Consider the following 19426-nt stretch of genomic DNA (forward strand, 5'->3'; position numbering starts at 1 on the left):
TTCAGCGGTAGAGGGGGAGGGCGGCGATGGCGGGGCCGAGGCCGAGGGCGACGGCGATGCCGGAGGCGACCGGGACGCGCAGGGCGACGAGGGTGATCAACGGGAAGGGGCCGGTGACCTCGGAGACGCGCTGGCGGCCGCGGTCGCGGACCTGGAGGTCCAGGGCCCAGCCGAAGGTGGCGACGAGCAGGCCGACGAACGGGCCGCCCGGGGCGATCAGCGGGACCAGGCCGGTGGCGTAGCCGCCGGTGGCGCTGATCGCGGTGAGGATGCACCAGCGGCGGAAGCGGCGGGCGCGGTCGGACGGGTTGCTGGTGCGGGCAGCGCGGCGGCGCTGGCGGCGGGCCCGGGTGGCGGCTTCGCGGCGGTCGGCGAGCTGCTGGCGGCGGTGGCGGCGGGTGCGCTGCTCGGGGGTCTCCCCCTGGGCGGCCAGGGCGGCGTCCTCCCGGGCGCGGGCCCGCTGCCGCTGCAGCGCGTGCTCGGCCTGGCGGCGCTGGGCGCGCTCGTCGGGGGTCTCGCCGATGCGGTCGGCGAGCAGGTCGACCAGGCCGACGAGGTCGTCGCGGCGGTGGCCCGGGGCGAGGGCGTCCTCGACGCGGTGGCGCTCGGCGCGCTGCTCGGCAGTCTCGCCGGCGGCGGCGAACTGGGCGTCGCGCACCGCTCGCTGGGAGGCGGCCAGGGCCTCGTACTGGACCTGCTCGCGGGCCGCGCGCTGGGCCTCGGTCTCGGTGAGGAGCTGGCCGATCTGCTGGCCGACCTGCGAGGCGATGTGCGGGACCTGCTCGGTGAGGATCCGTCCGACCGGGGCCCAGAACGCGGCCGCGGCGGCCTCCATCGAGGGCGGCGCGGGCTGGTCGCCGCCGAGCGGGACCGGAGTGTGCACCGGGCCGGACTTGCGCCACCACTCGGCAACCACCGGATCGGCCGCAGTCGCGGTCGGCGGGATCGTCGGGGGCGTCGAGGGCATGGGCGGAACGGGCGGAGGCGGCAGGGCCGAGACGGGCGCGGAGGTGAGGATCCTCTGCAGCAGCTCGCCCAGGTCGTCGTCCCAGGACGGTGTGGTCATCGAGGCTTTCCAGGAGTGGAGGGGTGGCTGGCGTCAATGGCGGCGTGGATGCCGGCGGTGCTCGGGCGCGCGGGGGCGTCCTTCAGGCGTAGCCGCCGTTGCCGTGGCGGCGCTCGTACTCGGCGCGCTGCTGTTCGGCCCGCCGGGCGGCCCGGGAGAGCGCGGTGCGGATGTACGCGGTGTCGGTGGCGACGCCCTGCAGCGCGAGGTGATGCGCGATGGTGTGGGCCTTCGCATCCGGGCCGAGCCAACTGCTGATCGCCATGACCGCGTCGCTCTTCTTCAGGCCGTCGACCTGCGGCGCATCCTCGCGCATCGCCCCCGCCGGGGTGAGGGCCGGCGTGTCTCCCTCGCGCGGCTGCGGTGCGACGCGGTCGAGGGTGACGGTGGGGACGGCGGCGCGCTCCAGGAGGAGGGCGACCTGCCCGGGGGTGACGGTGACCTGGTAGGTGGCGAGGATCTCGGCGACCTCGGTGTCGCTCGCGCCGGGGTTGGCGGCGGCGACGCGCTGGATGGCGGCGGCGGGACCGATCGCGGCGAACTCGGCGGCGATGACGTCCTCGGCGGTGCGGGCCGGGATGGCTGCGGCGGGCTGATGCGCCGGGGATGCGCCGCTGGTCACGTGGGCGACGGCGCGCTCGCGGACGGCGGTGGTGGCTTCCTCGTGGGCGAGGGCCCAGCCCCAGAAGCCGAAGGACGGGAGGCGGAAGGCGTCCTCGCCGCGGGCGGCCCGGGCGGCGGCGCGGTCGGCGTTCCAGGCGAGCGCGGAGACGACGAGCAGGCCGACTGCCGGCGAGGCGTACAGGACCTCGGCGGGCCGGCCGCCGTCGGCGATGTCGGCGTGGACCAGGTTGAGGTAGACCGAGACGCTGGCCATGGTGGCGGTGGCGAGGATGCTCGGGGCGGCGGAGCGTCCGGCGCGGATGGCGTCGGAGGCGGACCGGAGGCAGAGGTAGGCGATGCCGTCGAAGACGAGGCCCGCCACTACGGCGAGCCAGGGCGGGACGCCGTAGTGGCGGGCGACGACGTAGAGGGACCAGGCGGCCATGCAGGCGGCGGCGGTCCGGACGAGGGCCATGGCGGCGTGGCGGCCGATGTTGGCGGCGGTTCGGCGGGCCCAGTCGGGCGGGGTGGTGGTCATGGTGGGTGCGCTCCGGGGTAGCGGTGGGAGCCTTCTTAACCCATACTTGCATCATGAAGTTGCAACGTCAAGATGCATCTAGAGGTGTCATGTATCGCCCCTATCAGCGCCGACGCACAACGTGGCATCATCGGTGCATGACCAGCACTGATGACCAAAAGGCGGCGGCACGCACCAAGCTCGCCGAGCTCAGTGCTGCCTACACCGCAGCAGAGGACGCCCTCGACACGGCCCGCGAAGCGCTCAACGCCGGCATCGTCGAGGTCCTCAAGGCGCGCGCTCTGGGCCCGTCCGAGGTGACGCGCATCGTGCCGTACGAACGGCAGCATGTCGGCCGGATCGCGAAGGCCGGCGGCGTTCCTCCCCTACGCGAGCGGACCGTCGTCAGCGCCAAGAGCACCAGCGCCGAGCCGCCGCAGTCCTGACGCATCCGCGCGCATCACGGCCCCACCCGGGCGATCGGGTGGGGCCGTTGCCACGTCCGTGAGCTGCGGCGCATCCGCCGCGCATCAGGGCCGCATCAGGCCGCGGCGAGTTCGGCGGTCACGTGCTCGGCCCGGTCGGCTGCGGCGGCGTACTCGGCCTCCGACATGACAGCCCAGCAGTCGGGCGAGGAGCACTCGCGCATGCCGTCGGGCCGGATCACGACGGTCAGGAGGCGGCAGCGGGGGCAGGGGCGGCGCCGGGCGGGGCGGTCCTGGCGGTGCCAGCCGGTGACGCGGCTGAGGTGGTGGTGGAGCTGGCTGATCTCGTCGGCCATGTCGACGGCGTAGGCGCGGCCGGCGGCGTAGTCGAGGTGGTGGAGCAGGTATGTGGTGGCCGTGGTCGCGTCGTACTCGCTGTCGAGGGTGTACGGGGCGCGGGCCGGCACGGGCAGCACGGTCCAGGCGGACCAGTCGTTGGCGCGCTGCCGGTCGTCGAGGACGGTCGCGGCCCAGGACGCGAGGATGCTCAGGGTGGGGGTGTTGTCGCGGCGGGGGCCGAGGTCGTCGAGGGCGTTCAGTCGGCACGGGAGGGGCGGGGTGCGGGTGGCTCCGGAGACGCGGGCCCCGCGGTCGCCGGCGCCGGGCAGGAGCGCGATGCCGGTGTGGGCGATGAGCTCGGGGAGTTCGGTGAGCTGGTCGCGGAGGTGGTGGGTCTGCGGGGTGGTGAGCATGTCCGGTCTCCTGTGGTGCGCGGGCGGTATGGTGATCGGACTGGTGGGGCGTCCCTGAGGCTGGCGGGCTGGGGGCGCCCCGTCGTCGTGCGCGGGGTCAGAGCCTGGTGAGGGCCAGGGCTGCGGGCAGGAGCCCGAGGGCGATGTGCGCGGTCTGGTCGACGTGGGCGGCGCCGCCGTGCTGGATGTAGTCGGCGCTGCCGGTGGTGCGCATCCACCACAGGACGGGCCAGCGTCGGTCGATGATCGCGTGGGTGGTGCCGAGCCACAGGTAGGCGACGGCGAGCGCGGCCGTAGTGGGGTGGAGGCCGAGGGCGGCCGCGCCGAGGCGGAGCAGGGCTGCGGCGGCGCCGATGTGGACGGCGGCGTGGAACAGGTTGGCCCGCCATCCGGCCCACCCCGGGAGGGCCTTGTGGGCGGCCTGGTGATCGGTCTGCAGCGCGTAGTCGGCCGTGAGGTGGGCGATGTACAGCAGGATGAAGGTCGCGGCGAAGGTGCTGGTCATGCGGCGGTGCTCCTGGGCTGGTAGTGGGCGAGGTCGGGGATGACGTCGGTGACGGGTCGGGTCGGCGGGTCGTCGGGCCAGTCCTCGCTGTCGTCGGTGAACAGGAGCTCGGCGTCCCACTCGCCGTCGTCGAGGTCGTCGGGGCAGGTCACGGCCGGGCCTCGGCAGCGTCGTTGAACACTGGTGCGAGAATGGCGCGCACCCGTGCGCGGACCTCGGCTTCGGTCGGACCAGGGACCGGGTCCCAGTGGTGCCTGATGACCCGCCACGGCGTGCCCTCGTCGGCGCCCGCCTCGACACGGAAGTTGGGCTCGACGGACGTCACTCCGGGGACGGTCTGCCACTGGCCGTCGACCTCGCGGCTGAGGGTGACGGGCGTCGCGCCCTCGGTGCCGTCGAGGGCGGTGATCGTCGGACATGGCCACGCCACGTCGTAGTCCGGGTAATCGTGTTCGGAGCAATGGGTGCACGAGTCGGTGAACTGGGTGGTGGCGCGCTGGTGGAGGGCGCGGACGGCGGCGATGCGGGCCTCGGCCGCGCTGAGCGGTAGGGCAGCGGCCGCCAAGCCCGTCGCGGGGGTGTCGTCGGCGAGCCAGTACACGCGGTCCTTGGCGTCGCGGTGGTAGGCCTTGGGGTGTCCCGCCGGTCGGGCGCAGATGGCCCCGTGGCGGGCCGCGTAGGCGCCGCACGCGCCGTCGGGGACGTGCAGGGGCAGCGGTTCCCCGGCGAGGACAGCGGCGAGCGTGTCGGAGGCCCGGTGGAGTTCCTGCCACATGTCGTTGCGCCACTCGGTGTTGCCGGTGCTGGTGGCGTCGGCCCAGTGTTCGTGCATGCGGCCGGTGGCGGTGAGGAGGCGTTCGACGTGGGGGGTGAGGGTGGCGATGTGGGCCTCGGCCTGCTCGGCGCGGTCGTGGTAGGCGGAGAGGCTGCTGCGATGGTTCTCCACAAAGCACGTGGACGCCTTGTCCCCATCCGCGAGCACCCGGGTCGCCAGTTCCATCCGGCCAGTGGATGTGACCCTGTTCCAGCGCCACATCCACTGCGCGGGGGTGGGAACGGTGCGCTCGTCCTTGTACGGCTCCTCGCCCTGGTGGAGGAGGGTCAGGGCGGACTCGGCGTGGTCGGCGCGGGCGCGCTGGGTGTTGGCGTCGAGCAGAGCGTCACACCGCTCCCGCTCGACCCGGACCAGGGTGTCGTAGTACTCCTGCCAGTCGGCGGCAGTGATGCTGGGCTGATCAGCGGGCTGCTGGTAGTGGCTGGTCATGCGGCTCTCCTGATCTCGCGGACGTACTGGGCGTTGGCGCGGCGGCTGGCCGGGCAGGCGGTCTCGCCGCGGCGGATGTGCCGGCGGTAGGCGGCCCGGTCCCCGGGGCACGTGCAAGGGACGGGCGGCTCCGGGTCGGCGGGCGGCTCGTCGAGGAGCTGCTCGCGGTCGGCGAGGTGGACGGCCTGGGTCATCGACGCGGCGCTGAGCTTGGTGAGCACGCTGCGCGCGAAGCTGTTGGCTCCGCCGATGGTGATGCCCATGGCGTGGGCGGCGCTCTCCCGGGTGTGGCCGTCGGCCATGAGGCGCAGGTACTGGATCTCGCGGGCGGTGAGGCTCACGGCTGCGGCTCCTCGGGGGTGGTGGTGAGCACGATTCGGGGCTGCGGGCCGGGCAGGGCCGCGCCGAGGGCGGTCCACATGGCGGCCATGTCGAGGGCGGTCCGCCGGTCGGTCTCGGCCGTCACGGCCTCGGTCCGGTGGCGTTGGGCGTCGCGTTGCAGGTACTGGCTCCTGGCGGCGTTGGCGGCCTTGAGGAGGTGATCGGTGCGGCGTGTCTCGGCGTCCTCGGCGCGGTGGGCCCATTCGGCGGCTTGGGCAAGGGCTTCGGTGCGGGTGGTCACAGGGTGCCTCCGGGTCGGGGGATGAGGTTGCTGGTCTCGGCGTGCTGGCGGACGGGGTCGTCGGGCGGCGGCGGGTCGGGCTGGTCGCCGCGGGCCGCGCCGTGGCAGAGGGCGAGGGTGACGAGCGCGCTGCCGGCCAGCAGGAGGCCGGCAGCGCACACGAGCGGCAGGGTCACCCGGCGGCCTCGGCGGCCAGGATCTTCAGGCAGGCGGGGCAGTCGACCGGCCCGTCGACCTGGTGCATGCGGTTGGCCCACTTGGTCTTGCCGCAGGCGGTGCTGGTGCGGCCGGTCATGACGGGGTGGGTGCGTCCGGCGTGGGTGAGGCGGCCGCCACGGACGCGGATGCGGAGGTGGAAGGTCATCGGGTGCCGCCGTCCTGGCCGAGCACCGCGCGGGCCACCGCGAGGGCCTGCACGTCCGGGCCGACCATCTCGGCGTCCGTCGCGGCGCTGTCCAGCCAGTCGGCGACCAGCAGGCCGACGCCGGGGTGCATCAGGGCGATGTACTGGGCGTTGTCCGCGTTGGTGATACCGCCGCACTCGCGGCCCTTCCGGCCGGACGCTGCGATCTCGGAGGCTGCCGAACCGGCGGGGTGGGCGTGGCTGTAGATGCCGCTGGTGACGGTGGAGCGGGGGGATCGGACGATGCTGGGAACCCAGGGGCCGGGAACTGCAGCGGTGGCGTAGTCGCGGAGTTGCTGGGCGGCCTGGCGGAGCAGGTCGGCGGGGTGGTCGGGCACGGTGGTCTCCTCGGGTCGGGGGGGCCTGCCGCCCGGGCGGGGGGCGGCAGGCGGACGGGGTCAGCTCTGGGCGGCGATCAGAAGCCAGCCGGGCGCGCTCATCAGGTGCACGCCGCAGGCCTTGGCGGCGGCGCGCAGGTGCTCGTCCCAGCGCGGCGGATGCAGCGGGTCGAGGTCGTCGGCGGTCAGGCGCTCCGGGTCGCCGAGGTCGGCCTCCGCGCAGTACGTGACGAGGTAGAGCTTGTCGTTGTCGTAGCTGCCGGCCTCCAGGTGGCCGACGCTGTCGCGGTGCGGGTCGGGGTAGGTGACGCCCGTGTTGTAGGCGGCGAGCGGCTCGTTGAGGTCGTCGCCGTAACGAATGCCGGAGATGGGGGCGCCGTACGCGAGGTAGGCGCTGGTGTGGATGCCCACGGTGGTCTCCTTCGGGGTGGGGCCGCCGCGGGGTGCGGGCGGCCGGACGGGGTGTCAGCTGGTCGAGGTGCGGGCGGGGCAGGGCGGGTAGTGGCCGGGGTGGACCCGGGTCTGGCCGCCGCAGTCGGTGCAGCCGGCCAGGCTCGTCGGGGTGCGGGCGGCCAGGACGATGCCAGCGGCGGAGGCCAGCAGCGTGCGGCAACGGAGCAGCGCCTCGCCCTGGGCCTGAACCTCTGCGCGGAGGCGGGCGTTCTCGGCGTCGCGGGCGGCCAGGTCGGCCTCGACGACGGCGAGCATCACGTTGACGAGGCCCTGCTTCTCGCCCCTGGGCCGCATGGCGTCGGCGTCGAGAGCGGCGATGAGGCGCTCGCGGAGGTCGGGCGGGGTGGTCACCGGCCGGCCCCGGCGACGACGATCGCGTCGAGGATCTGCTCGCGGGTCGCGGCGATCGGCTCGCCGTACTGGGCGGGGGGCAGGGCGGCGACGCGGGCGTGCGCCTCGGCGAGCACCTCGGCCCGGTAGGCGTCGAGCAGCTGGGTGGCGTTGGCGCGGTGTTCGAGCTGGGACTCAAGGTCCTGGCGGGCGGTTGCCATGGCGGGGCTCCTGGGGGTCGTGGGCGGGTCGTGGCGGGTGTGCGTGGCCGTCGGCCGGGTCGGTCGCTGCGGGGCGCGTGGTGGGCCGGTTCTGGCGCGCGGCCGGTGCCGGACCGGTCCGCGCGCCTGGGCCGTCGTGGGCTACAGGCGGCCGGGGACGGACGGAATGCCGAGCGGGTTGCGGCCGCCCGGCTCGGCGTCGGCCTCGGCCATCGTCTGGAGCTGGAAGTCGACCGGGGCGGTGACGCCGGCGGTCTGGGCGATCAGGTCCGACAGGGCGATGTTGATCAGCAGCCGCATCGGCTCGGTGAAGACCACCGCGTCGTCGTCGGCGAGGATGAGCCGCAGGTCGATGTCCCTGTAGGCGGCCGTCCGCAGGGCTGAGCCGACGAGGTACACCGGGCGGCCGAACGCGGCGGCGACAGGGCGGCAGGCCCAGTCGAGGCGATGGAAGTCGGGCGGGCTGAGGTAGCTCATCACGACTCCTGGTCGGTGGGCTCGTAGCGGGTGATGGTCGGGTAGAGGTCCGAGAAGGCGATGCAGGCGTCCACGACGGTGATCAGGGCCTGCCGGTCGCCGGGGTACTCGGTGTCGTGGTGTCGCATGCCCTGCACCCAGCCCATGACGGCCGCCTCGCGGACGAGCAGACGTTCGCGCTCGGTGAGACGGGCGAGGAGTTCGGCGACGGCGTCGAGGCGGGCGGTCTCCCGCTGGGCGTAGTAGGCGGCCAGTGCGTCGGGGAGGTCGACGTCGTCGGGCTGGGGCTGGCTCATCGGGTGGTCTCCTCGGCGGGCTGGTTGGCGAGTTCGAGCAGGACGTCGGCGTGGCACGGCTGGCCGATCGCGCACCGGCACACCAGGTCGAGGCCGGCGAGTTCGGTGCGGGCGTCGGCGAGGGTCAGCCGCGGGCTGCACCACGACCGCAGCGAGACGTTGGCGGTCGGCGCGACCAGGGCCTGCCGGTACAGGTCGACGGTCTCCTGCCGGGTCATGTACCGGATCTCGTGGTGGGTGATCCGGCCGTCCGCGTGGTGGTAGGGGTGGCTTCGGTCGGCGGAGCTGATGCGGGTCTCCAGCTCCCATGCGGAGCCGTCGAGGGCGGGGACGCGGGCGAGGGCGGTGCGGGTGCGCCAGCGCCAGGGGGTGGCCCAGCGGCTGCTGGGGCCGACGTAGAGGGCCCCTTCGGGGGTGCGCCAGCCGCGGACGGCGGGGCGGTGCAGGCGGACGGGATTCATCGGGCACCCGCCGTCGCGCCGAAGGGGCTGAGCGCGCTGTTCGACAGCGGGTAGGCGTGCCCGTAGTCGGCCGACAACTTCGGGCCCGACAGGCCGTAGTGGTGCTCGCAGACCGCGATCCGCAGGCTCTCCGTGGCGGAGAACAGGGCGAGGGCCGCGAGCTGGAGGTAGAGCACCTGGTCGTCGGGCAGGCCGCCGGCGACGACGTGAGCGCGGAGCTCGCTGTCGAGCTCGTCGAGGGCGTCGTGCCACGTGTCGAGCATCCCGAAGTGCCCGGTGATGAACTTGGCGGCCTCGCTGGCGGGGGTGGTCCAGGGGCGGTCCTGGGCTGCGGTCTGGGCGCACTCGGAGATCTGGGTGGCGGTGAGGTGGTCGAAGCAGTCGGGGATGCCGTTGGTGGCCTTCTCGTAGGTGGCGATCGCGGGGTGCTGGGTGAGGGGCTGGTTCATGGGGTGCTCCTGGTGGTGGTCAGTGGGCGTGGGGTTCGATGAGGACGTCGACCTCGAAGCGGTGGCCGGCCGGGCAGGTGGCGTACATGCGGGGGCCGGTGGTGCCGTAGCGGGTGGTGATCTGGATGTTGTCCATCGCGGCGTCGCAGTCGGGGTGCGGGTAGGCGATCACGGCGGGCTCCTGGTGGGTGGTCAGGCGGTGGTGAGGGCGTTGATGAGGTCGGTGAGGTAGCTGTCGTCGAGGGGCTCGGCCTCGCGGGCCGGCACGTGCAGGGCGCGGGCGAGGCCGCACTCCGCCGCGACGCGGCTGGCGCGGGCCTGCCAGTGCTCGCGGCTGCCCCACTCGGCGGCGGCCTCCAAGGTGGCGGCCGTGTCCCGGTCGTCGAGGAGCTGCTGGATCCGGTGGGGCCAGCCGGTCTGCGGGCCGGGGGTGAGCAGGTGCAGGAGGCCGGCGGCGAGGATCTGGGTGGCGGTCACGGCGATGGTCTCCTCAGGCGGCGGGGCGGGTGGTCTGGTGAACGAGCCAGGCGTCGAGGCGGCTGGCGTGGCTGCCCGCGGTGAGGCGGCGGCCGGTGGGGGTGTGGCAGGTGGTGCCGGGTTTGGCGCGGCAGGTGGGGACGGGGCAGGGGATGGCCCACTCGGGCGGCCGGTCGCGGTGGGGGCGGAGGCCGGGCGGCATCGGGGCGCCCATCACGCGGCCCTGCGACGGTCCGGGCCGGCCATGGCGACGACGTCGGTCATCTCCATGAGGCGGGAGACGATTCGCTCGCCGAGGATGATGTCGAGGCCGGGGCCAAGGGCGCGACCCTGGTCGTCGCGGGGCGCCTGCCCGGGGTAGTTCGACGTGAAGACGGTCGGTCGGCAAGCGTTGTAGCGCTCGTTGATGATTCGGTAGGTGATCTCCTCGACCCACTCGCTCGCCTTGGCGGAGCCGAGGTCGTCGAGGAGGAGGAGCGGGATGCGGGTGAGCCGCCGGAGTTCGTGCTCGGGGCCCGCGTCGGAACCGCCGGGCCGGAGACGGCCGTACATGTCGGCGGCGGTGGTGGCGATCAGCTCGTACCGGGCCGGCCCGGCCTCGGCGATCATCCGCAAGGCGGCCCACGCCTGGTGGGTCTTGCCGGTGCCGGTGGTGCCGGTGAGGAGGAGGGAGCGGGCGTCGGCGGGGGTGGTGGCGACCTGGCGGGCCCAGGCGGCGACGGTGGGGTCGGTGACGATGCGGGCGTTGGTGTAGCGGCGGGGGACGGCGGCCTCCCAGCGGGTGAGGGCGAACTCGGCGCGGGCCTGCCGGTGGTACTCGGGGTGGCCGGGCTGGTCGGGGCTGGGGCCGTCGTCGATGGGGCCGCGGTCGGGGAGGGTGAGGCCGCGGGCGTTGAGGCGGGCCTGGACGGCGGCCATGGACGCGTCGCTGCTGAGGCGCAGGGGCTCGGGCATCGGGTTACCAGCCGTTCTTGTACACGGACGGGTCGGTGGGGTTGGTGTAGGGCTGCCAGCCCGGGGTGCCGCCGGAGACGGCGCGGAGCGGGGGGCGCTCGGCGTCGGCGGCGGGCAGGGGCGACAGCTCACACCAGCCGTTGAGGAAGTACCGGGCGGAGTCGATGTCTCCGCGCTTCCGGTCCCACACGCGCCGGGCGTAATCGACGAGCGCGGGGACGCCGGACTTGTTGATCGCGGCGGAGAGCTTGAACCACTCGGTCTCGTTGAAGGGCCAGCGGACGCTGACTCCGGCGAGGGTGAGTTGGTCGGTGAGAGGTCGGGCGAAGTCGGGAACGCCGCCGCTCTCGTCGATCGCTCTCTCCCCCTTGGGGAGAGTGGGTTGGTAGAGGGGTCCGGTTTCCGGACCCATAGGGGTCCGGTTTCCGTACCCCTGGGGTCCGGTTTCCGGACCAAGAGCCTCATCCGTCTTGGTCCGGTTTCCGGACCGAGAGTCATCGCTAGGGGTCCGGTTTCCGGACCAAGAGGAATCCCCTGTTGGTCCGGTTTCCGGACCAAGAGAGCCGCGCTGAGGCCGCTTGAAACCCACCGCGAACGGCAGCACGTACTCCGCCGCGCGGCTCCCCGCCGCCGGACGAACGATCCTCAACTCGCCCGAATCCAACAGCTTGTCGACCGCAGCCACGACCGACGACTTCGCCGCGTTCGACCACTGGACGAACTCAGCCGTGCTGACCGCCGCCGTGCAGCCCTCGTCGACCACCTTGTTGGCGACCGCGAGCATGCAGTGCCGGCCGGTCCCCTTCGACTGGGAGTGCAGCCACACCCAGTACATGGCGTCGAGGGTCACGAGCGGCCTTTCGTAGTGCGGGTGAGGGTGGTTGGTGGCCTGGGGCGGAGGGAGATGCCACCCCGCCCCAGGCGGTCAGGTGGGTCAGACCTCGGAGCGGGTGAGCGGCCCGTACTCGGCGATGACCTGGCTGAGCAGCCACGGGTCGTCGTCAATGCCGACGAGGTCCATCAGCGGCTCACCGTGCTGGCCGTCCCGGCCGGAGTACTGCCAGGGGTCGCCGTGGCGGTCCCTCCAGATGGCCGTCAGGTCGTAGCGGGCGCCCATCACCATCGCGTCCGTTCGACGGAGCGAGCCGATCCACTTCTCGACGACCTGGTCGCGGTTTTTCTGCTCGCTGTGGGCCGGCATCACGAAGCCGATGAAGCCGCCGCCGTCCTCGGCCAGCACCAGCGGCGAGCGGGGGCCGTTCTGCCACGCGTGCAACGTCGGGCCGACGCCCTTGAACCGGGCCAGGTAGCCGCTGTTGTAGCCGGTGAAGCCTGCGTCCGCCGGGGCCTTCTGGAGGATGTCGCGGGCCAGCTTCCGCCAGTCGGGGAAGTGACGACGATTCGCCGTCTCGTCGTGCATGCGCAGGGACCCGGCCAGCGACTGGAACACGATGATGGTGTCGTCGTTGACGGCCTCGACGCCGAGCTCGACGATGGCGTCGGGGTTGAGGCGCTCCAGCCAGGCCACAACGACGGGGACATCGTCGCGGCGGAGGTGGGCTGCCCACGGGCCGTGGTCGACGGTGTCGGCCCGGCTGATGGCGAAGGTGTACCGGTCGGTGCCGACGGTGAACAGGTAGTTGCCATTGGCCTCGATGCGAATGGCGTTGATGGCGGCGAGCTCGGTGTCCCGCCCGACGTGAGGGCGGACGCGGGTAAGGCTCGCCGCGAGCTCGGCGGCACGGATCGGGGTGCTCATCGTTGGCGCTCCAGGGGTGTGGTGGGTGGTTCGGGGTGGCCGGCCTGCCGGGCCGGGGTGTGGCGCTCGCACCGGGCGCCGCAGGCGTAGGGCCGGGCGGGCTGCCCGCAGTACTCGCGCACCGCGGGCAGCCACTGCCGGCAGGTCACGGCGCCGGCTGGTCGAGGCCGAACGCGGCCAGCAGCAGGGCGGCGTCCTCGGCCTGCTCGACCTGCCGCCTGTGCAACTCGTGACGCTCCGCGGGCGTCAGCCCGCCGAAGACACCCGAGCGGGACTTCGCCGGCGCCGAGCCCTCCGCCCGCAGCGCGAACTGCAGGCACGCCCCCGCCACCGGGCACCGCGCGCACACCTTGATCGCCTCGCGGTACACCGACCGGGCCGCCGTCCCGACGTCTCCGGCCGGAAAGAAGTCGTCCGACTGGAGCTGGCGGCAGAGCGCCCGGTCCTCCCACCTGTCCTTCATGTCGCCACCTCCGGGCGTGTTGTCGATGCGGGCCTGGTCGGTCCGGGTCTGGCCGTTGCGCCAGCGGCACACCGTGCGGTCGGTGATGCCGAGCAGCTCGGCGACGGGCCGGTCCGGGGCCTCGCCCTGGGGGCTGGTGATCAGCTGCCACGCGAGGAAGGCCTCGTCGATCTGGAGCTTCGGCCGGGGCATCTCCCCGCCGAGGGACCGTTCGACGGCGACCATGTCGAGGCCGTTGTCGCTGGTCGGTGCGGCGGTCAGAGCGAAGGGCGACCGGAACCGCAGCGGGATGTCGATCCGCTCGGCGCCCTCGCGCACGGTGATGATCACCGGGTCACCTCCTGTCGGGGGATGAGCGGCCACGAGCCGTCGACGACCGCGGTCGGGTCGGTCTTGCGCAGGCGCCGCTCCCGGGCCGCGGCCCGCTCCAGCGCCCAGCCGACCTGCCGGTCGTGCACCTCCTGGAGGGACATCTGCCGCAACTCCGGGAACCTGCCGACGATCTGGAAGGCCACCGCGGCCGCAGCGGCCGCGTCAGCGTCCGCCCGGTGCGGGCCCTCGTGCTCCACCTCGTAGTGCTCGCACAGGTCGACCAGGCGGCGCCGGCCCTCCCGGTACGGGTCGAGCACCCGGTCCAGCAGCAGCGGGTCCAGGACCCGCAGCGGCGAATGGCCGGAGGACACGGCGAGCGACCACCTACCGTCACGCTCCAGCTCGCGGTCGTGAAGGGTCAGGTCGTACGGGGCGTTCGCCACGACGATCGGCAGGCCGTCGATGACGGCACCGGCCAGCGCCTGCGCCACCATCTCCGCGACGAGACCGGCCGGGCGGCCGTAGCGGTGCGCGTGCCGCTCCGGGATCTTGTGCAGCTTGGTTGCCTCGGCGGGGACCGGCTGCTGGCCGGCGTCCGCCAGCCACGTCCGCTCCTCGACCACCACACCGCAGTTGGTCCACACCAGCGCGGCCTGCACGATCCGGTCCGACTCCACGTCCAGGCCCGTCGTCTCCAGGTCCAGCGCCGCCCACTCGGACAGCCACCACTGGCCGCTCACTCCGCACCCCCGGCCCAGGTGTCGTCGACGAGCTCGCCCTCGATGGCGTCGTCGTCCTCGTCGCCGAGGTCGACGTGCTGCTCGGCCGGCTGCGGCATCGGCTCGGCACCGACCGCCGACTCGGGCTGCTCGGCGGCGACTTCGGCGGCGGCCCGCAGACGCTCCCGCATGTACTCGGCGCTGGTCGGCACCCACTTGGCGAGCCGCCGGGCCCCGGTCTTCAACCACATCGCCTCCTCGCTGGTCTTCCAGGGGGAGTAGTCCGAGTGCGCGCCGTCCGACTTGGCCTTCGCCGCCATGACCTGCGCCCGGTTGAGGACGACGACCTTCGACGTGGCGCCGTCCTTCATCACCGCGTAGGCGTACACGCCGACCAGCGCGCCGCGGTCCTCGGCGAACCAGTCGACCTCGTGGACCGGCCGCTCGTCCCGGCCCGGGTGGTAGCGGAAGACGTCCCGCTCACGGACGGTCTCGACGATCACCGAGGACACGGCGCCGGCCCGGTAGATCAGCTCGACAAGCCCCTGGTAGCCGACGATGCCCTTGATGATGAGCTGGCCGCGGTGGGCCTTGCTCTTGCGCGGGGTGAGGTAGAACTGCTCGGTCCCGGGCTCCAGGCCGAGGCGGGCCGCGGTCCGCAACTCGCGCAGGAACACGCCGACGTCGGTGGTCGCGGCCCGCATCAGCTTCTCGTCGCCGCGGATCGCGCCGACCGCCAGCCGGACCCACTGGTCGGCGTTGACGTGCGACGGCATGAGGGTGGCGTACTCGTCGCGGTACTGCTCGACCATGGCGGCCGGGCTGGTGTCGCGCACGGCGACGGCCTGGCCGATCGTGGTGGTGCTCATCGGGTCCTCCGGGTACGTGCGGGGAGAAGCTGGTAGGTGTGGCCGCCGCGGACGGTGCGGGTGGCGACCCGCTCGCCGGCGGCGAACGCGCGCCGACCGGTGCCGATGGCGTCGAGCAGGCGGGACTTGCACTCCGTCAGCTCGTCCTCGGCGGCCCAGAAGCCGTCCTGCGCCGCGTGGAAGCGGTCCCGCAAGTCCGGCGTGATGTCGATGTTGACGTCCTCCAGGCCCTCCGGGAGAGCCCGAACCGCCTGGTAGGTGGCGGTGTGGCCGTCGATGGCCGGCCGCTCACCATCCCGGACCGACTGCATGAACTCCCGGCCGGCCCGGCGCATCAGCTCGGCGTCCACCGGGTCGTACTCGACGACGTACTCGCGGTAGTCCGAGCCGCCGATCAACACCGCGATCCGGCAGCGACGCAGGCTGAGCGTGTCCAGGTACCAGATGCACTGCGCCCGGTAGTGGACCGGCACCTCGTCGGTACCCTCCTTGCCCCAGCCTTCGTCGTCCCGCGCGGTTTTGACCTCGACCAGCTCCGCCACCGAGGCTGCGGCGGAAGGGCAGGTCGGGCAGGCCGGGCAGCAGGGCCCGCAGTCCGCGAGCCTGCCGGTACCGCGCCCCTCGCAGCACGGGTCACCGTGGAGGCCGCAGCCGCAAGCCGGCACGAGCTCGCCGTCCGGGTTCGCGATCTGCCACGGCCGGCCCGGTCCCGCGTACGTCGGCGCCCGCCGCACCACCCACTCCGGGTGCCGCTCCGCGAACTCCGCCAGGACCACCGGCTCCAGCCGGTTCCCCCAGTACATCTGCGGGTTCTCCTCGACCGGGGCCAGCAGGCCCTGCTTGCGGTGCCACAGGGAGAACCGGGACTCGAACGGGCTCAGGCCCATCACGGCCGCGATCTCGCTGCCGCCGACCCCGTCTGCCCGGGCCGTGTGCCACTCCGGCGAGCCGGGGGCGAAGTAGCCGAGCACCGCTGGCCCGGCGGCCGGGGCGACGCGCCCCGGCAACTCGGTGATCGTCATCGGTCGTACTCCTGGAGGTTCAGGGCGAGGGGGAGGAGGAGCCAGCCCGAGCCGTCCGGGCGCTGGAGCTCCAACGCGCGGTAGGGCCACGTGATGCGGCGGACCCGCAAGGCGGCGGGTCACCGGTCGGCCCCGTCCCGCTGACGCGGCAGACGAAGCGCCAGCACCTGCCCGGCGGGCAACTCCTCGGCCCGGACCGACCGCACCCGGCGACGGGACCGCACCTCACCCACCACCAGCAGCACAGCCAGCACGGCACTCGCGGTCAGGAAGAACAGGTTCATCGGACCGCCTCCGTGGTCACGTTCACCGAGGCGGTCGCGTACCAGGCCTCGTAGTCGGCCAGGCCCATACCGTCCTCCTGGGACGAGCTGAGGGCGGTGGCGGCGGCGAGCGCGAGCGTCGCGTGCGCCTGAGCGGTGACCAGCGCCGGCATCGGGTCGTCACCCCGCAAGAAGTTGCGGCTCGCCTCCGACAGCAGCGCCTCCGCCTCGCGGTAGTGCTCCGGGCCGGTCACAGCGCACCGCCCTCGGCCGGCGCGTCGACCGGCAGGTAGGCGGTGGCGTACACCGGCGCGCCCGCGATCACGGTCGAGTGGCGCAGCGACACCACCAACAGCCGCTGGCCGGCGTTGCTGGTGATCTCCGACTCGTCCGTGTCGACACCAAGCACCGCCGCCAGGGACCGCACCGCGTCCCGGCCCTCCGGGCTCCGGTCGATGAGGTCCACGTGCAGGGCCCCGTTCGGTTCGACCCGCCACGTGACCGGCAGGTCCGCGAGCTCGATGTGCGTGGCCATCAGGACGTGCAGCGCGGTGATCGTCGTCAGGGCGGAGGGCATCATCGGGCACCCCGCACCGGCGAGTGCCTCCGCCAGTCCCCGTTGCAGCCACACGAGCACACCGAGCCGGCCTCCGGCTCCAGCAGCCGCCGGTACCCCTCCGCCTGCACGCTGACGGACTTCAGCTCGCGCACCAGGCCACCGATCACCCCGCGCATCTCACCGATCAACGCGGTCCGCTTCTCCCCGTCCGTCGGCGTCGGCTTCGCGCACACTGCCTCAGCCCGCGCCACGTGCCAGCCCAGCAGGCCCTCCGCCGCCGCATCCTGCAGCGGCATCACCACCGGCGCGCTCACAGGGCACCGCCCCTCCATCGGCCGCACAGCTCCGCACGGAACATCTCCGCGTGGGCTCGCCGCTCGAAGGTCCGCGACAGCTGCTTACCGTCCGCCCGCCAGCGCACCGCCCACTTCCCCGACGTCGTCCGGGAGATCGACGCCGACGGCGCCTTCGGCTCCACCAGCCCACGCAACCGGGCCACCTCGACCCGGCCCTCCGCGAGCTGGGCCTGCAGCGACTCCACCTCGTTCTCCGAGGCGTGAAGCGCGTCGTCCATGGCGTCGACCTCGCCGAGCAACGCGACGATCGCCTTGGCCTCCGGCGAGTCGATGCCCGCGTACGTGGCCCGCAGCTCGTCGAGGTGCTCCTCGCTCAGCGCGCTCACGCCGCACCGCCGATCGCGTTGCGCTCGGTCTGCCGCCGGGCGATCCGCTTCTGGATCAGGTCCACACCCGCCGGCCGCACGTGCAGCGTGTAGTGCGAGCACAGCCCGATCGACCGGTGCTCCACCACGTGCTCCGCCGACCGGAAGTGCCGCTCGTGCCCCGCGTAGAAGTCCCACTGCGTCGACCCGCAGTCCGCCTGCCGCGCGAAGACCAGCCGCTCCGCGATGAGGAACTGCCGCAAGTCCTGCTGCCGCCAGCCGAGGAGCTTCGCCACCTCACGCACCAACCGGTCACCCGAACCGGCGGACAGATACAGGTCGTGCGCGGCCGCCTTCGGCGTCAGCTCGGCCACCCGAGCCTCCGCCGCGTCCGCCCGGTCCGCCTCCGCGATCACCAACGCCGCCAGCTCGCGGGGCGTCGGTACCGCCGGCGTCGACGGCGCCACCGAGAATGCGCCAGTCCGGCGGATCGACGGCAGCACCTCGTGGGTGATCCAGCGCTTGAACCGCTGAGCACCCTCCACCCTGCTCCGGAGGATCGCGCTGTACAGGCCGGGCTCGTTGATGACGGTGAACTGCTGCTCGCCGCCGGGGGTGTGCAGACTCTGCACACCCTTCTCGTCGTCCGCGAGCGTCCTGGTCATCGCCGAGGCGGCGGAGTAGCCGAGGACGGTGGCGACGTCGGCCGCGACGAACCACGGTTCGTCGTCGGTCATCGCGACCCGGACCGGGGTATCGGTCTCCGGGAAGCGGTAGGGCATGATGGACACAGGTCCACCTCTCCTTCTTGGGTAGTTCAGTGCTGGTGGGCCGAGGGCTCTCGTGCGGGCGGCATCCCGGCGGGGGCCCGACCCATGTCAGGGGGAGGCTCAGGCGGCGACGGCGGGCCGCGGCAGGCGGCGCGGGACCGGCTGGGCCGCGACCGCGAGCGCCTCGAAGTAGGCGTCGATGCTGTCCGTGGCGTACATCAGTCGGCCCGCGTGGCGAACCGCGGTCGGGCCGACCTTGCGGTACCGCCACTTGTGGAGCGTGCCGACCTGCACTCCGAGCTGCTTTGCGGCCTCCTCGATCCACAGGAAGCCGGGCGGCGGCGGGGGCGGTGTCTTGGCGGGCATATGCCACTTCCTCTGGCTTGATCGAGCTATCCGGTCGGTTCGTCGAGATTCGTAGACGACGGGAGCAGGAAGAGAACGGCCGGCTCGCAGCCGAGCGCCCTCGCGATGCGCCGAGCAGTCTCCTCCTCGGTCCGCCGATAGCGCCCGGACAGCAGGTGTCCGATCGTTGCCGGTTTGCACCCCGCCTCGACGGCTAGAGCGCGGACCGAGAAGGGGGCTCCGCGTCCGGGATGCCTCATGACCCACCGGAGTGTGGCTGGGGCGTGAAGCGGTACGCGGCTCGACAATGGTCGTCTCCAGACTTGGACGTTCCGTCTCTCGATGTCTCCATGCTTGCACATACTGAGACGTGTCGTCTACCAATCTGGACGATCCCTTGAGAGTGATTTCAGGCCTACCTAGGGGGGTGGTCTCGCTGTATAGCCGGTACGTCTCTAGACTGGGACGCCGAAACGTCCATGGCCTGCGACGATCCAGATCGAACGCGCGAGCCAGAGGCATACAGGAGAGGTGGCCGTGGCTGGCATCGAAGCCAAGGGGCAAGCACTGACCGGCAAGCTGTCTGACATGGTCGCGGCAGTGCAGCGGGCCGGCACGTCCTACGGCAAGATGGCCATCGACTCAATCGGCCCCGCAGGCGAGCCCGGCATGTCCAAGGCGTTCTTTCAGCGCCTGGCCACAGGCGGCGTGATGTCTGCCCCCAAGCCGCAGGAGCTCGAAGCTATCGCCCGGGGCATCCGCAGGCCCATCCGCCTCGTCAAGGAAGCGGCGGCCAGTCAGTGGCTGGCGTGGGAATCGGTCGAACTCAGCGGCTACGACGACGACATGCGCCACATCATCATCCGCACGGCCGCAATGGACCCGCAGGAGCGCAGGCGCTGGCGTGCCATGCTGGATGCTGCCGTCGAGGCGGATCGTGACCACCCAGAGGCCAGCTAGATAGCTGCCCGCCGTATCCATTTTTACGTTGCTTTGTTGACTTTTCGTACAACCCTTGTACCGGTTTCGCGGTGTGACTAATGTGCCTCTCTCCGCACGAGAACCGAAGCA

40 protein-coding genes are annotated in these 19426 nt (G+C 72.9%); 3 read left to right on the forward strand and 37 right to left on the reverse strand.

The window, feature by feature from the left end:
- Nucleotide 1: 1 nt before the first annotated feature.
- Both ACFVFS_RS17420 and ACFVFS_RS17425 read right to left on the reverse strand, forming a co-directional pair.
- Nucleotides 2–1066: a hypothetical protein gene (locus ACFVFS_RS17420; RefSeq protein ID WP_380624962.1), complete on the reverse strand. Its 1065-nt coding sequence runs from the start codon at nucleotides 1064–1066 to the stop codon at nucleotides 2–4.
- A gap of 82 nt (nucleotides 1067–1148) precedes the next feature.
- Nucleotides 1149–2207: a hypothetical protein gene (locus ACFVFS_RS17425; RefSeq protein WP_380624964.1), complete on the reverse strand. Its 1059-nt coding sequence runs from the start codon at nucleotides 2205–2207 to the stop codon at nucleotides 1149–1151.
- Between the two features lie 137 nt (nucleotides 2208–2344).
- On the opposite strand from ACFVFS_RS17425, the gene ACFVFS_RS17430 reads away from it, so the two are divergent.
- Nucleotides 2345–2632 carry a hypothetical protein gene (locus ACFVFS_RS17430; RefSeq protein WP_380624966.1) on the forward strand — a complete coding sequence of 96 codons (288 nt, stop codon included), beginning with the start codon at nucleotides 2345–2347 and terminating at the stop codon, nucleotides 2630–2632.
- A 95-nt stretch (nucleotides 2633–2727) separates the two neighbouring features.
- Here ACFVFS_RS17430 and ACFVFS_RS17435 read toward each other — a convergent pair whose 3' ends face one another.
- The 21 genes from ACFVFS_RS17435 to ACFVFS_RS17535 form a co-directional block, all read right to left on the reverse strand.
- Nucleotides 2728–3363, reverse strand: a complete 636-nt coding sequence (locus ACFVFS_RS17435; RefSeq protein WP_380624968.1) for a hypothetical protein — start codon at nucleotides 3361–3363, stop codon at nucleotides 2728–2730.
- Nucleotides 3364–3460: 97 nt separating this feature from the next.
- Complete coding sequence (locus ACFVFS_RS17440; protein WP_380624970.1) at nucleotides 3461–3868, reverse strand: DUF3307 domain-containing protein; 408 nt, start codon at nucleotides 3866–3868, stop codon at nucleotides 3461–3463.
- Complete coding sequence (locus ACFVFS_RS17445) at nucleotides 3865–4020, reverse strand: hypothetical protein (RefSeq protein WP_380624972.1); 156 nt, start codon at nucleotides 4018–4020, stop codon at nucleotides 3865–3867. Before ACFVFS_RS17445 ends, ACFVFS_RS17440 begins: the two co-directional genes overlap by 4 nt.
- A complete protein-coding gene (locus tag ACFVFS_RS17450) occupies nucleotides 4017–5132 on the reverse strand; it encodes a hypothetical protein (RefSeq protein WP_380624974.1) in 1116 nt (371 codons plus the stop codon). Before ACFVFS_RS17450 ends, ACFVFS_RS17445 begins: the two co-directional genes overlap by 4 nt.
- Entirely contained in the window at nucleotides 5129–5473 is a 345-nt protein-coding gene (locus tag ACFVFS_RS17455; RefSeq protein ID WP_380624976.1) for a LuxR C-terminal-related transcriptional regulator, read from the reverse strand. Before ACFVFS_RS17455 ends, ACFVFS_RS17450 begins: the two co-directional genes overlap by 4 nt.
- Nucleotides 5470–5754, reverse strand: a complete 285-nt coding sequence (locus ACFVFS_RS17460) for a hypothetical protein (RefSeq protein WP_380624978.1) — start codon at nucleotides 5752–5754, stop codon at nucleotides 5470–5472. Before ACFVFS_RS17460 ends, ACFVFS_RS17455 begins: the two co-directional genes overlap by 4 nt.
- On the reverse strand, nucleotides 5751–5915 hold the full coding sequence (locus ACFVFS_RS17465; RefSeq protein WP_380624980.1) for a hypothetical protein: 165 nt from the start codon (nucleotides 5913–5915) through the stop codon (nucleotides 5751–5753). The genes ACFVFS_RS17460 and ACFVFS_RS17465 overlap by 4 nt, the downstream gene beginning before the upstream one ends.
- A gap of 11 nt (nucleotides 5916–5926) precedes the next feature.
- A complete protein-coding gene (locus ACFVFS_RS17470) occupies nucleotides 5927–6118 on the reverse strand; it encodes a hypothetical protein (RefSeq protein ID WP_380624982.1) in 192 nt (63 codons plus the stop codon).
- Complete coding sequence (locus tag ACFVFS_RS17475; RefSeq protein WP_380624984.1) at nucleotides 6115–6495, reverse strand: hypothetical protein; 381 nt, start codon at nucleotides 6493–6495, stop codon at nucleotides 6115–6117. The genes ACFVFS_RS17470 and ACFVFS_RS17475 overlap by 4 nt, the downstream gene beginning before the upstream one ends.
- A 60-nt stretch (nucleotides 6496–6555) precedes the next feature.
- A complete protein-coding gene (locus tag ACFVFS_RS17480; protein WP_380624985.1) occupies nucleotides 6556–6906 on the reverse strand; it encodes a hypothetical protein in 351 nt (116 codons plus the stop codon).
- A 54-nt stretch (nucleotides 6907–6960) separates the two neighbouring features.
- The gene (locus tag ACFVFS_RS17485; protein WP_380624987.1) at nucleotides 6961–7299 is read right to left on the reverse strand and encodes a hypothetical protein; all 339 of its coding nucleotides are present in this window, start codon (nucleotides 7297–7299) and stop codon (nucleotides 6961–6963) included.
- The gene (locus ACFVFS_RS17490) at nucleotides 7296–7499 is read right to left on the reverse strand and encodes a hypothetical protein (protein WP_380624989.1); all 204 of its coding nucleotides are present in this window, start codon (nucleotides 7497–7499) and stop codon (nucleotides 7296–7298) included. Before ACFVFS_RS17490 ends, ACFVFS_RS17485 begins: the two co-directional genes overlap by 4 nt.
- Before the next feature lie 141 nt (nucleotides 7500–7640).
- On the reverse strand, nucleotides 7641–7976 hold the full coding sequence (locus tag ACFVFS_RS17495; protein WP_380624991.1) for a hypothetical protein: 336 nt from the start codon (nucleotides 7974–7976) through the stop codon (nucleotides 7641–7643).
- Complete coding sequence (locus ACFVFS_RS17500) at nucleotides 7976–8272, reverse strand: hypothetical protein (RefSeq protein WP_380624993.1); 297 nt, start codon at nucleotides 8270–8272, stop codon at nucleotides 7976–7978. The genes ACFVFS_RS17495 and ACFVFS_RS17500 overlap by 1 nt, the downstream gene beginning before the upstream one ends.
- A complete protein-coding gene (locus ACFVFS_RS17505) occupies nucleotides 8269–8733 on the reverse strand; it encodes a DUF4326 domain-containing protein (RefSeq protein WP_380624995.1) in 465 nt (154 codons plus the stop codon). The genes ACFVFS_RS17500 and ACFVFS_RS17505 overlap by 4 nt, the downstream gene beginning before the upstream one ends.
- Nucleotides 8730–9182, reverse strand: coding sequence for a hypothetical protein (locus tag ACFVFS_RS17510; RefSeq protein WP_380624997.1), 453 nt, complete (start codon nucleotides 9180–9182; stop codon nucleotides 8730–8732). Before ACFVFS_RS17510 ends, ACFVFS_RS17505 begins: the two co-directional genes overlap by 4 nt.
- 19 nt (nucleotides 9183–9201) lie before the next feature.
- The gene (locus ACFVFS_RS17515; RefSeq protein WP_380624999.1) at nucleotides 9202–9354 is read right to left on the reverse strand and encodes a hypothetical protein; all 153 of its coding nucleotides are present in this window, start codon (nucleotides 9352–9354) and stop codon (nucleotides 9202–9204) included.
- Between the two features lie 20 nt (nucleotides 9355–9374).
- Nucleotides 9375–9659: a hypothetical protein gene (locus ACFVFS_RS17520; RefSeq protein ID WP_380625001.1), complete on the reverse strand. Its 285-nt coding sequence runs from the start codon at nucleotides 9657–9659 to the stop codon at nucleotides 9375–9377.
- Nucleotides 9660–9672: 13 nt separating this feature from the next.
- The gene (locus ACFVFS_RS17525) at nucleotides 9673–9873 is read right to left on the reverse strand and encodes a hypothetical protein (RefSeq protein WP_380625003.1); all 201 of its coding nucleotides are present in this window, start codon (nucleotides 9871–9873) and stop codon (nucleotides 9673–9675) included.
- On the reverse strand, nucleotides 9873–10613 hold the full coding sequence (locus tag ACFVFS_RS17530; RefSeq protein WP_380625005.1) for an ATP-binding protein: 741 nt from the start codon (nucleotides 10611–10613) through the stop codon (nucleotides 9873–9875). Before ACFVFS_RS17530 ends, ACFVFS_RS17525 begins: the two co-directional genes overlap by 1 nt.
- Nucleotides 10614–10617: 4 nt before the next feature.
- Entirely contained in the window at nucleotides 10618–11025 is a 408-nt protein-coding gene (locus ACFVFS_RS17535; protein ID WP_380625007.1) for a hypothetical protein, read from the reverse strand.
- Nucleotides 11026–11281: 256 nt separating this feature from the next.
- Here ACFVFS_RS17535 and ACFVFS_RS17540 point away from each other — a divergent pair, with 256 nt between their 5' ends.
- Entirely contained in the window at nucleotides 11282–11479 is a 198-nt protein-coding gene (locus tag ACFVFS_RS17540) for a hypothetical protein (protein ID WP_380625009.1), read from the forward strand.
- Nucleotides 11480–11547: 68 nt separating this feature from the next.
- Here the strand turns inward: ACFVFS_RS17540 and ACFVFS_RS17545 are convergent, their stop codons facing one another.
- The 14 genes from ACFVFS_RS17545 to ACFVFS_RS17610 all read right to left on the reverse strand — a co-directional run bounded on the left by ACFVFS_RS17545 (nucleotide 11548) and on the right by ACFVFS_RS17610 (nucleotide 18717).
- Nucleotides 11548–12372, reverse strand: coding sequence for a phiSA1p31-related protein (locus tag ACFVFS_RS17545; protein ID WP_380625011.1), 825 nt, complete (start codon nucleotides 12370–12372; stop codon nucleotides 11548–11550).
- Nucleotides 12369–12521, reverse strand: coding sequence for a hypothetical protein (locus tag ACFVFS_RS17550; RefSeq protein ID WP_380625013.1), 153 nt, complete (start codon nucleotides 12519–12521; stop codon nucleotides 12369–12371). The genes ACFVFS_RS17545 and ACFVFS_RS17550 overlap by 4 nt, the downstream gene beginning before the upstream one ends.
- Nucleotides 12518–13165, reverse strand: a complete 648-nt coding sequence (locus tag ACFVFS_RS17555; protein ID WP_380625015.1) for a WhiB family transcriptional regulator — start codon at nucleotides 13163–13165, stop codon at nucleotides 12518–12520. The genes ACFVFS_RS17550 and ACFVFS_RS17555 overlap by 4 nt, the downstream gene beginning before the upstream one ends.
- Complete coding sequence (locus ACFVFS_RS17560; RefSeq protein WP_380625017.1) at nucleotides 13162–13887, reverse strand: exonuclease domain-containing protein; 726 nt, start codon at nucleotides 13885–13887, stop codon at nucleotides 13162–13164. Before ACFVFS_RS17560 ends, ACFVFS_RS17555 begins: the two co-directional genes overlap by 4 nt.
- Nucleotides 13884–14735, reverse strand: a complete 852-nt coding sequence (locus ACFVFS_RS17565; protein WP_380625019.1) for a recombinase RecT — start codon at nucleotides 14733–14735, stop codon at nucleotides 13884–13886. Before ACFVFS_RS17565 ends, ACFVFS_RS17560 begins: the two co-directional genes overlap by 4 nt.
- Nucleotides 14732–15757: a YqaJ viral recombinase family protein gene (locus ACFVFS_RS17570; RefSeq protein WP_380625021.1), complete on the reverse strand. Its 1026-nt coding sequence runs from the start codon at nucleotides 15755–15757 to the stop codon at nucleotides 14732–14734. The genes ACFVFS_RS17565 and ACFVFS_RS17570 overlap by 4 nt, the downstream gene beginning before the upstream one ends.
- A 119-nt stretch (nucleotides 15758–15876) precedes the next feature.
- A complete protein-coding gene (locus tag ACFVFS_RS17575; protein ID WP_380625023.1) occupies nucleotides 15877–16041 on the reverse strand; it encodes a hypothetical protein in 165 nt (54 codons plus the stop codon).
- The gene (locus ACFVFS_RS17580) at nucleotides 16038–16274 is read right to left on the reverse strand and encodes a hypothetical protein (protein WP_380625025.1); all 237 of its coding nucleotides are present in this window, start codon (nucleotides 16272–16274) and stop codon (nucleotides 16038–16040) included. Before ACFVFS_RS17580 ends, ACFVFS_RS17575 begins: the two co-directional genes overlap by 4 nt.
- Entirely contained in the window at nucleotides 16271–16597 is a 327-nt protein-coding gene (locus ACFVFS_RS17585; protein ID WP_380625027.1) for a hypothetical protein, read from the reverse strand. Before ACFVFS_RS17585 ends, ACFVFS_RS17580 begins: the two co-directional genes overlap by 4 nt.
- Complete coding sequence (locus ACFVFS_RS17590) at nucleotides 16597–16893, reverse strand: hypothetical protein (protein WP_380625029.1); 297 nt, start codon at nucleotides 16891–16893, stop codon at nucleotides 16597–16599. Before ACFVFS_RS17590 ends, ACFVFS_RS17585 begins: the two co-directional genes overlap by 1 nt.
- Nucleotides 16890–17261 (reverse strand): hypothetical protein, encoded by a 372-nt coding sequence (locus tag ACFVFS_RS17595; RefSeq protein ID WP_380625031.1) that lies wholly within the window; start codon nucleotides 17259–17261, stop codon nucleotides 16890–16892. The genes ACFVFS_RS17590 and ACFVFS_RS17595 overlap by 4 nt, the downstream gene beginning before the upstream one ends.
- Nucleotides 17258–18022, reverse strand: coding sequence for a phage antirepressor (locus ACFVFS_RS17600; RefSeq protein ID WP_380625096.1), 765 nt, complete (start codon nucleotides 18020–18022; stop codon nucleotides 17258–17260). Before ACFVFS_RS17600 ends, ACFVFS_RS17595 begins: the two co-directional genes overlap by 4 nt.
- Nucleotides 18023–18130: 108 nt before the next feature.
- Nucleotides 18131–18376, reverse strand: a complete 246-nt coding sequence (locus ACFVFS_RS17605) for a helix-turn-helix domain-containing protein (RefSeq protein WP_380625033.1) — start codon at nucleotides 18374–18376, stop codon at nucleotides 18131–18133.
- A 26-nt stretch (nucleotides 18377–18402) separates the two neighbouring features.
- On the reverse strand, nucleotides 18403–18717 hold the full coding sequence (locus ACFVFS_RS17610) for a helix-turn-helix domain-containing protein (protein ID WP_380625035.1): 315 nt from the start codon (nucleotides 18715–18717) through the stop codon (nucleotides 18403–18405).
- Nucleotides 18718–18892: 175 nt separating this feature from the next.
- On the opposite strand from ACFVFS_RS17610, the gene ACFVFS_RS17615 reads away from it, so the two are divergent.
- On the forward strand, nucleotides 18893–19315 hold the full coding sequence (locus tag ACFVFS_RS17615) for a hypothetical protein (RefSeq protein WP_380625037.1): 423 nt from the start codon (nucleotides 18893–18895) through the stop codon (nucleotides 19313–19315).
- Nucleotides 19316–19426: the final 111 nt, after the last annotated feature.

Source organism: Kitasatospora sp. NPDC057692, from assembly GCF_042799475.1.
Classification (GTDB): domain Bacteria; phylum Actinomycetota; class Actinomycetes; order Streptomycetales; family Streptomycetaceae; genus Kitasatospora.

What these genes read in the sequence shown, in the direction of transcription:
- ACFVFS_RS17420 (WP_380624962.1), bottom strand. Translation starts at nt 1,066, where the DNA reads ATGACCACACCGTCCTGGGACGACGACCTGGGCGAGCTGCTGCAGAGG.
- ACFVFS_RS17425 (WP_380624964.1), bottom strand. Translation starts at nt 2,207, where the DNA reads ATGACCACCACCCCGCCCGACTGGGCCCGCCGAACCGCCGCCAACATC.
- ACFVFS_RS17430 (WP_380624966.1), top strand. Translation starts at nt 2,345, where the DNA reads ATGACCAGCACTGATGACCAAAAGGCGGCGGCACGCACCAAGCTCGCC.
- ACFVFS_RS17435 (WP_380624968.1), bottom strand. Translation starts at nt 3,363, where the DNA reads ATGCTCACCACCCCGCAGACCCACCACCTCCGCGACCAGCTCACCGAA.
- ACFVFS_RS17440 (WP_380624970.1), bottom strand. Translation starts at nt 3,868, where the DNA reads ATGACCAGCACCTTCGCCGCGACCTTCATCCTGCTGTACATCGCCCAC.
- ACFVFS_RS17450 (WP_380624974.1), bottom strand. Translation starts at nt 5,132, where the DNA reads ATGACCAGCCACTACCAGCAGCCCGCTGATCAGCCCAGCATCACTGCC.
- ACFVFS_RS17470 (WP_380624982.1), bottom strand. Translation starts at nt 6,118, where the DNA reads ATGACCTTCCACCTCCGCATCCGCGTCCGTGGCGGCCGCCTCACCCAC.
- ACFVFS_RS17490 (WP_380624989.1), bottom strand. Translation starts at nt 7,499, where the DNA reads ATGGCAACCGCCCGCCAGGACCTTGAGTCCCAGCTCGAACACCGCGCC.
- ACFVFS_RS17495 (WP_380624991.1), bottom strand. Translation starts at nt 7,976, where the DNA reads ATGAGCTACCTCAGCCCGCCCGACTTCCATCGCCTCGACTGGGCCTGC.
- ACFVFS_RS17500 (WP_380624993.1), bottom strand. Translation starts at nt 8,272, where the DNA reads ATGAGCCAGCCCCAGCCCGACGACGTCGACCTCCCCGACGCACTGGCC.
- ACFVFS_RS17505 (WP_380624995.1), bottom strand. Translation starts at nt 8,733, where the DNA reads ATGAATCCCGTCCGCCTGCACCGCCCCGCCGTCCGCGGCTGGCGCACC.
- ACFVFS_RS17510 (WP_380624997.1), bottom strand. Translation starts at nt 9,182, where the DNA reads ATGAACCAGCCCCTCACCCAGCACCCCGCGATCGCCACCTACGAGAAG.
- ACFVFS_RS17525 (WP_380625003.1), bottom strand. Translation starts at nt 9,873, where the DNA reads ATGGGCGCCCCGATGCCGCCCGGCCTCCGCCCCCACCGCGACCGGCCG.
- ACFVFS_RS17530 (WP_380625005.1), bottom strand. Translation starts at nt 10,613, where the DNA reads ATGCCCGAGCCCCTGCGCCTCAGCAGCGACGCGTCCATGGCCGCCGTC.
- ACFVFS_RS17535 (WP_380625007.1), bottom strand. Translation starts at nt 11,025, where the DNA reads ATGGGTCCGGAAACCGGACCCCTCTACCAACCCACTCTCCCCAAGGGG.
- ACFVFS_RS17545 (WP_380625011.1), bottom strand. Translation starts at nt 12,372, where the DNA reads ATGAGCACCCCGATCCGTGCCGCCGAGCTCGCGGCGAGCCTTACCCGC.
- ACFVFS_RS17565 (WP_380625019.1), bottom strand. Translation starts at nt 14,735, where the DNA reads ATGAGCACCACCACGATCGGCCAGGCCGTCGCCGTGCGCGACACCAGC.
- ACFVFS_RS17570 (WP_380625021.1), bottom strand. Translation starts at nt 15,757, where the DNA reads ATGACGATCACCGAGTTGCCGGGGCGCGTCGCCCCGGCCGCCGGGCCA.
- ACFVFS_RS17575 (WP_380625023.1), bottom strand. Translation starts at nt 16,041, where the DNA reads ATGAACCTGTTCTTCCTGACCGCGAGTGCCGTGCTGGCTGTGCTGCTG.
- ACFVFS_RS17585 (WP_380625027.1), bottom strand. Translation starts at nt 16,597, where the DNA reads ATGCCCTCCGCCCTGACGACGATCACCGCGCTGCACGTCCTGATGGCC.
- ACFVFS_RS17600 (WP_380625096.1), bottom strand. Translation starts at nt 18,022, where the DNA reads ATGCCCTACCGCTTCCCGGAGACCGATACCCCGGTCCGGGTCGCGATG.
- ACFVFS_RS17605 (WP_380625033.1), bottom strand. Translation starts at nt 18,376, where the DNA reads ATGCCCGCCAAGACACCGCCCCCGCCGCCGCCCGGCTTCCTGTGGATC.
- ACFVFS_RS17610 (WP_380625035.1), bottom strand. Translation starts at nt 18,717, where the DNA reads ATGTGCAAGCATGGAGACATCGAGAGACGGAACGTCCAAGTCTGGAGA.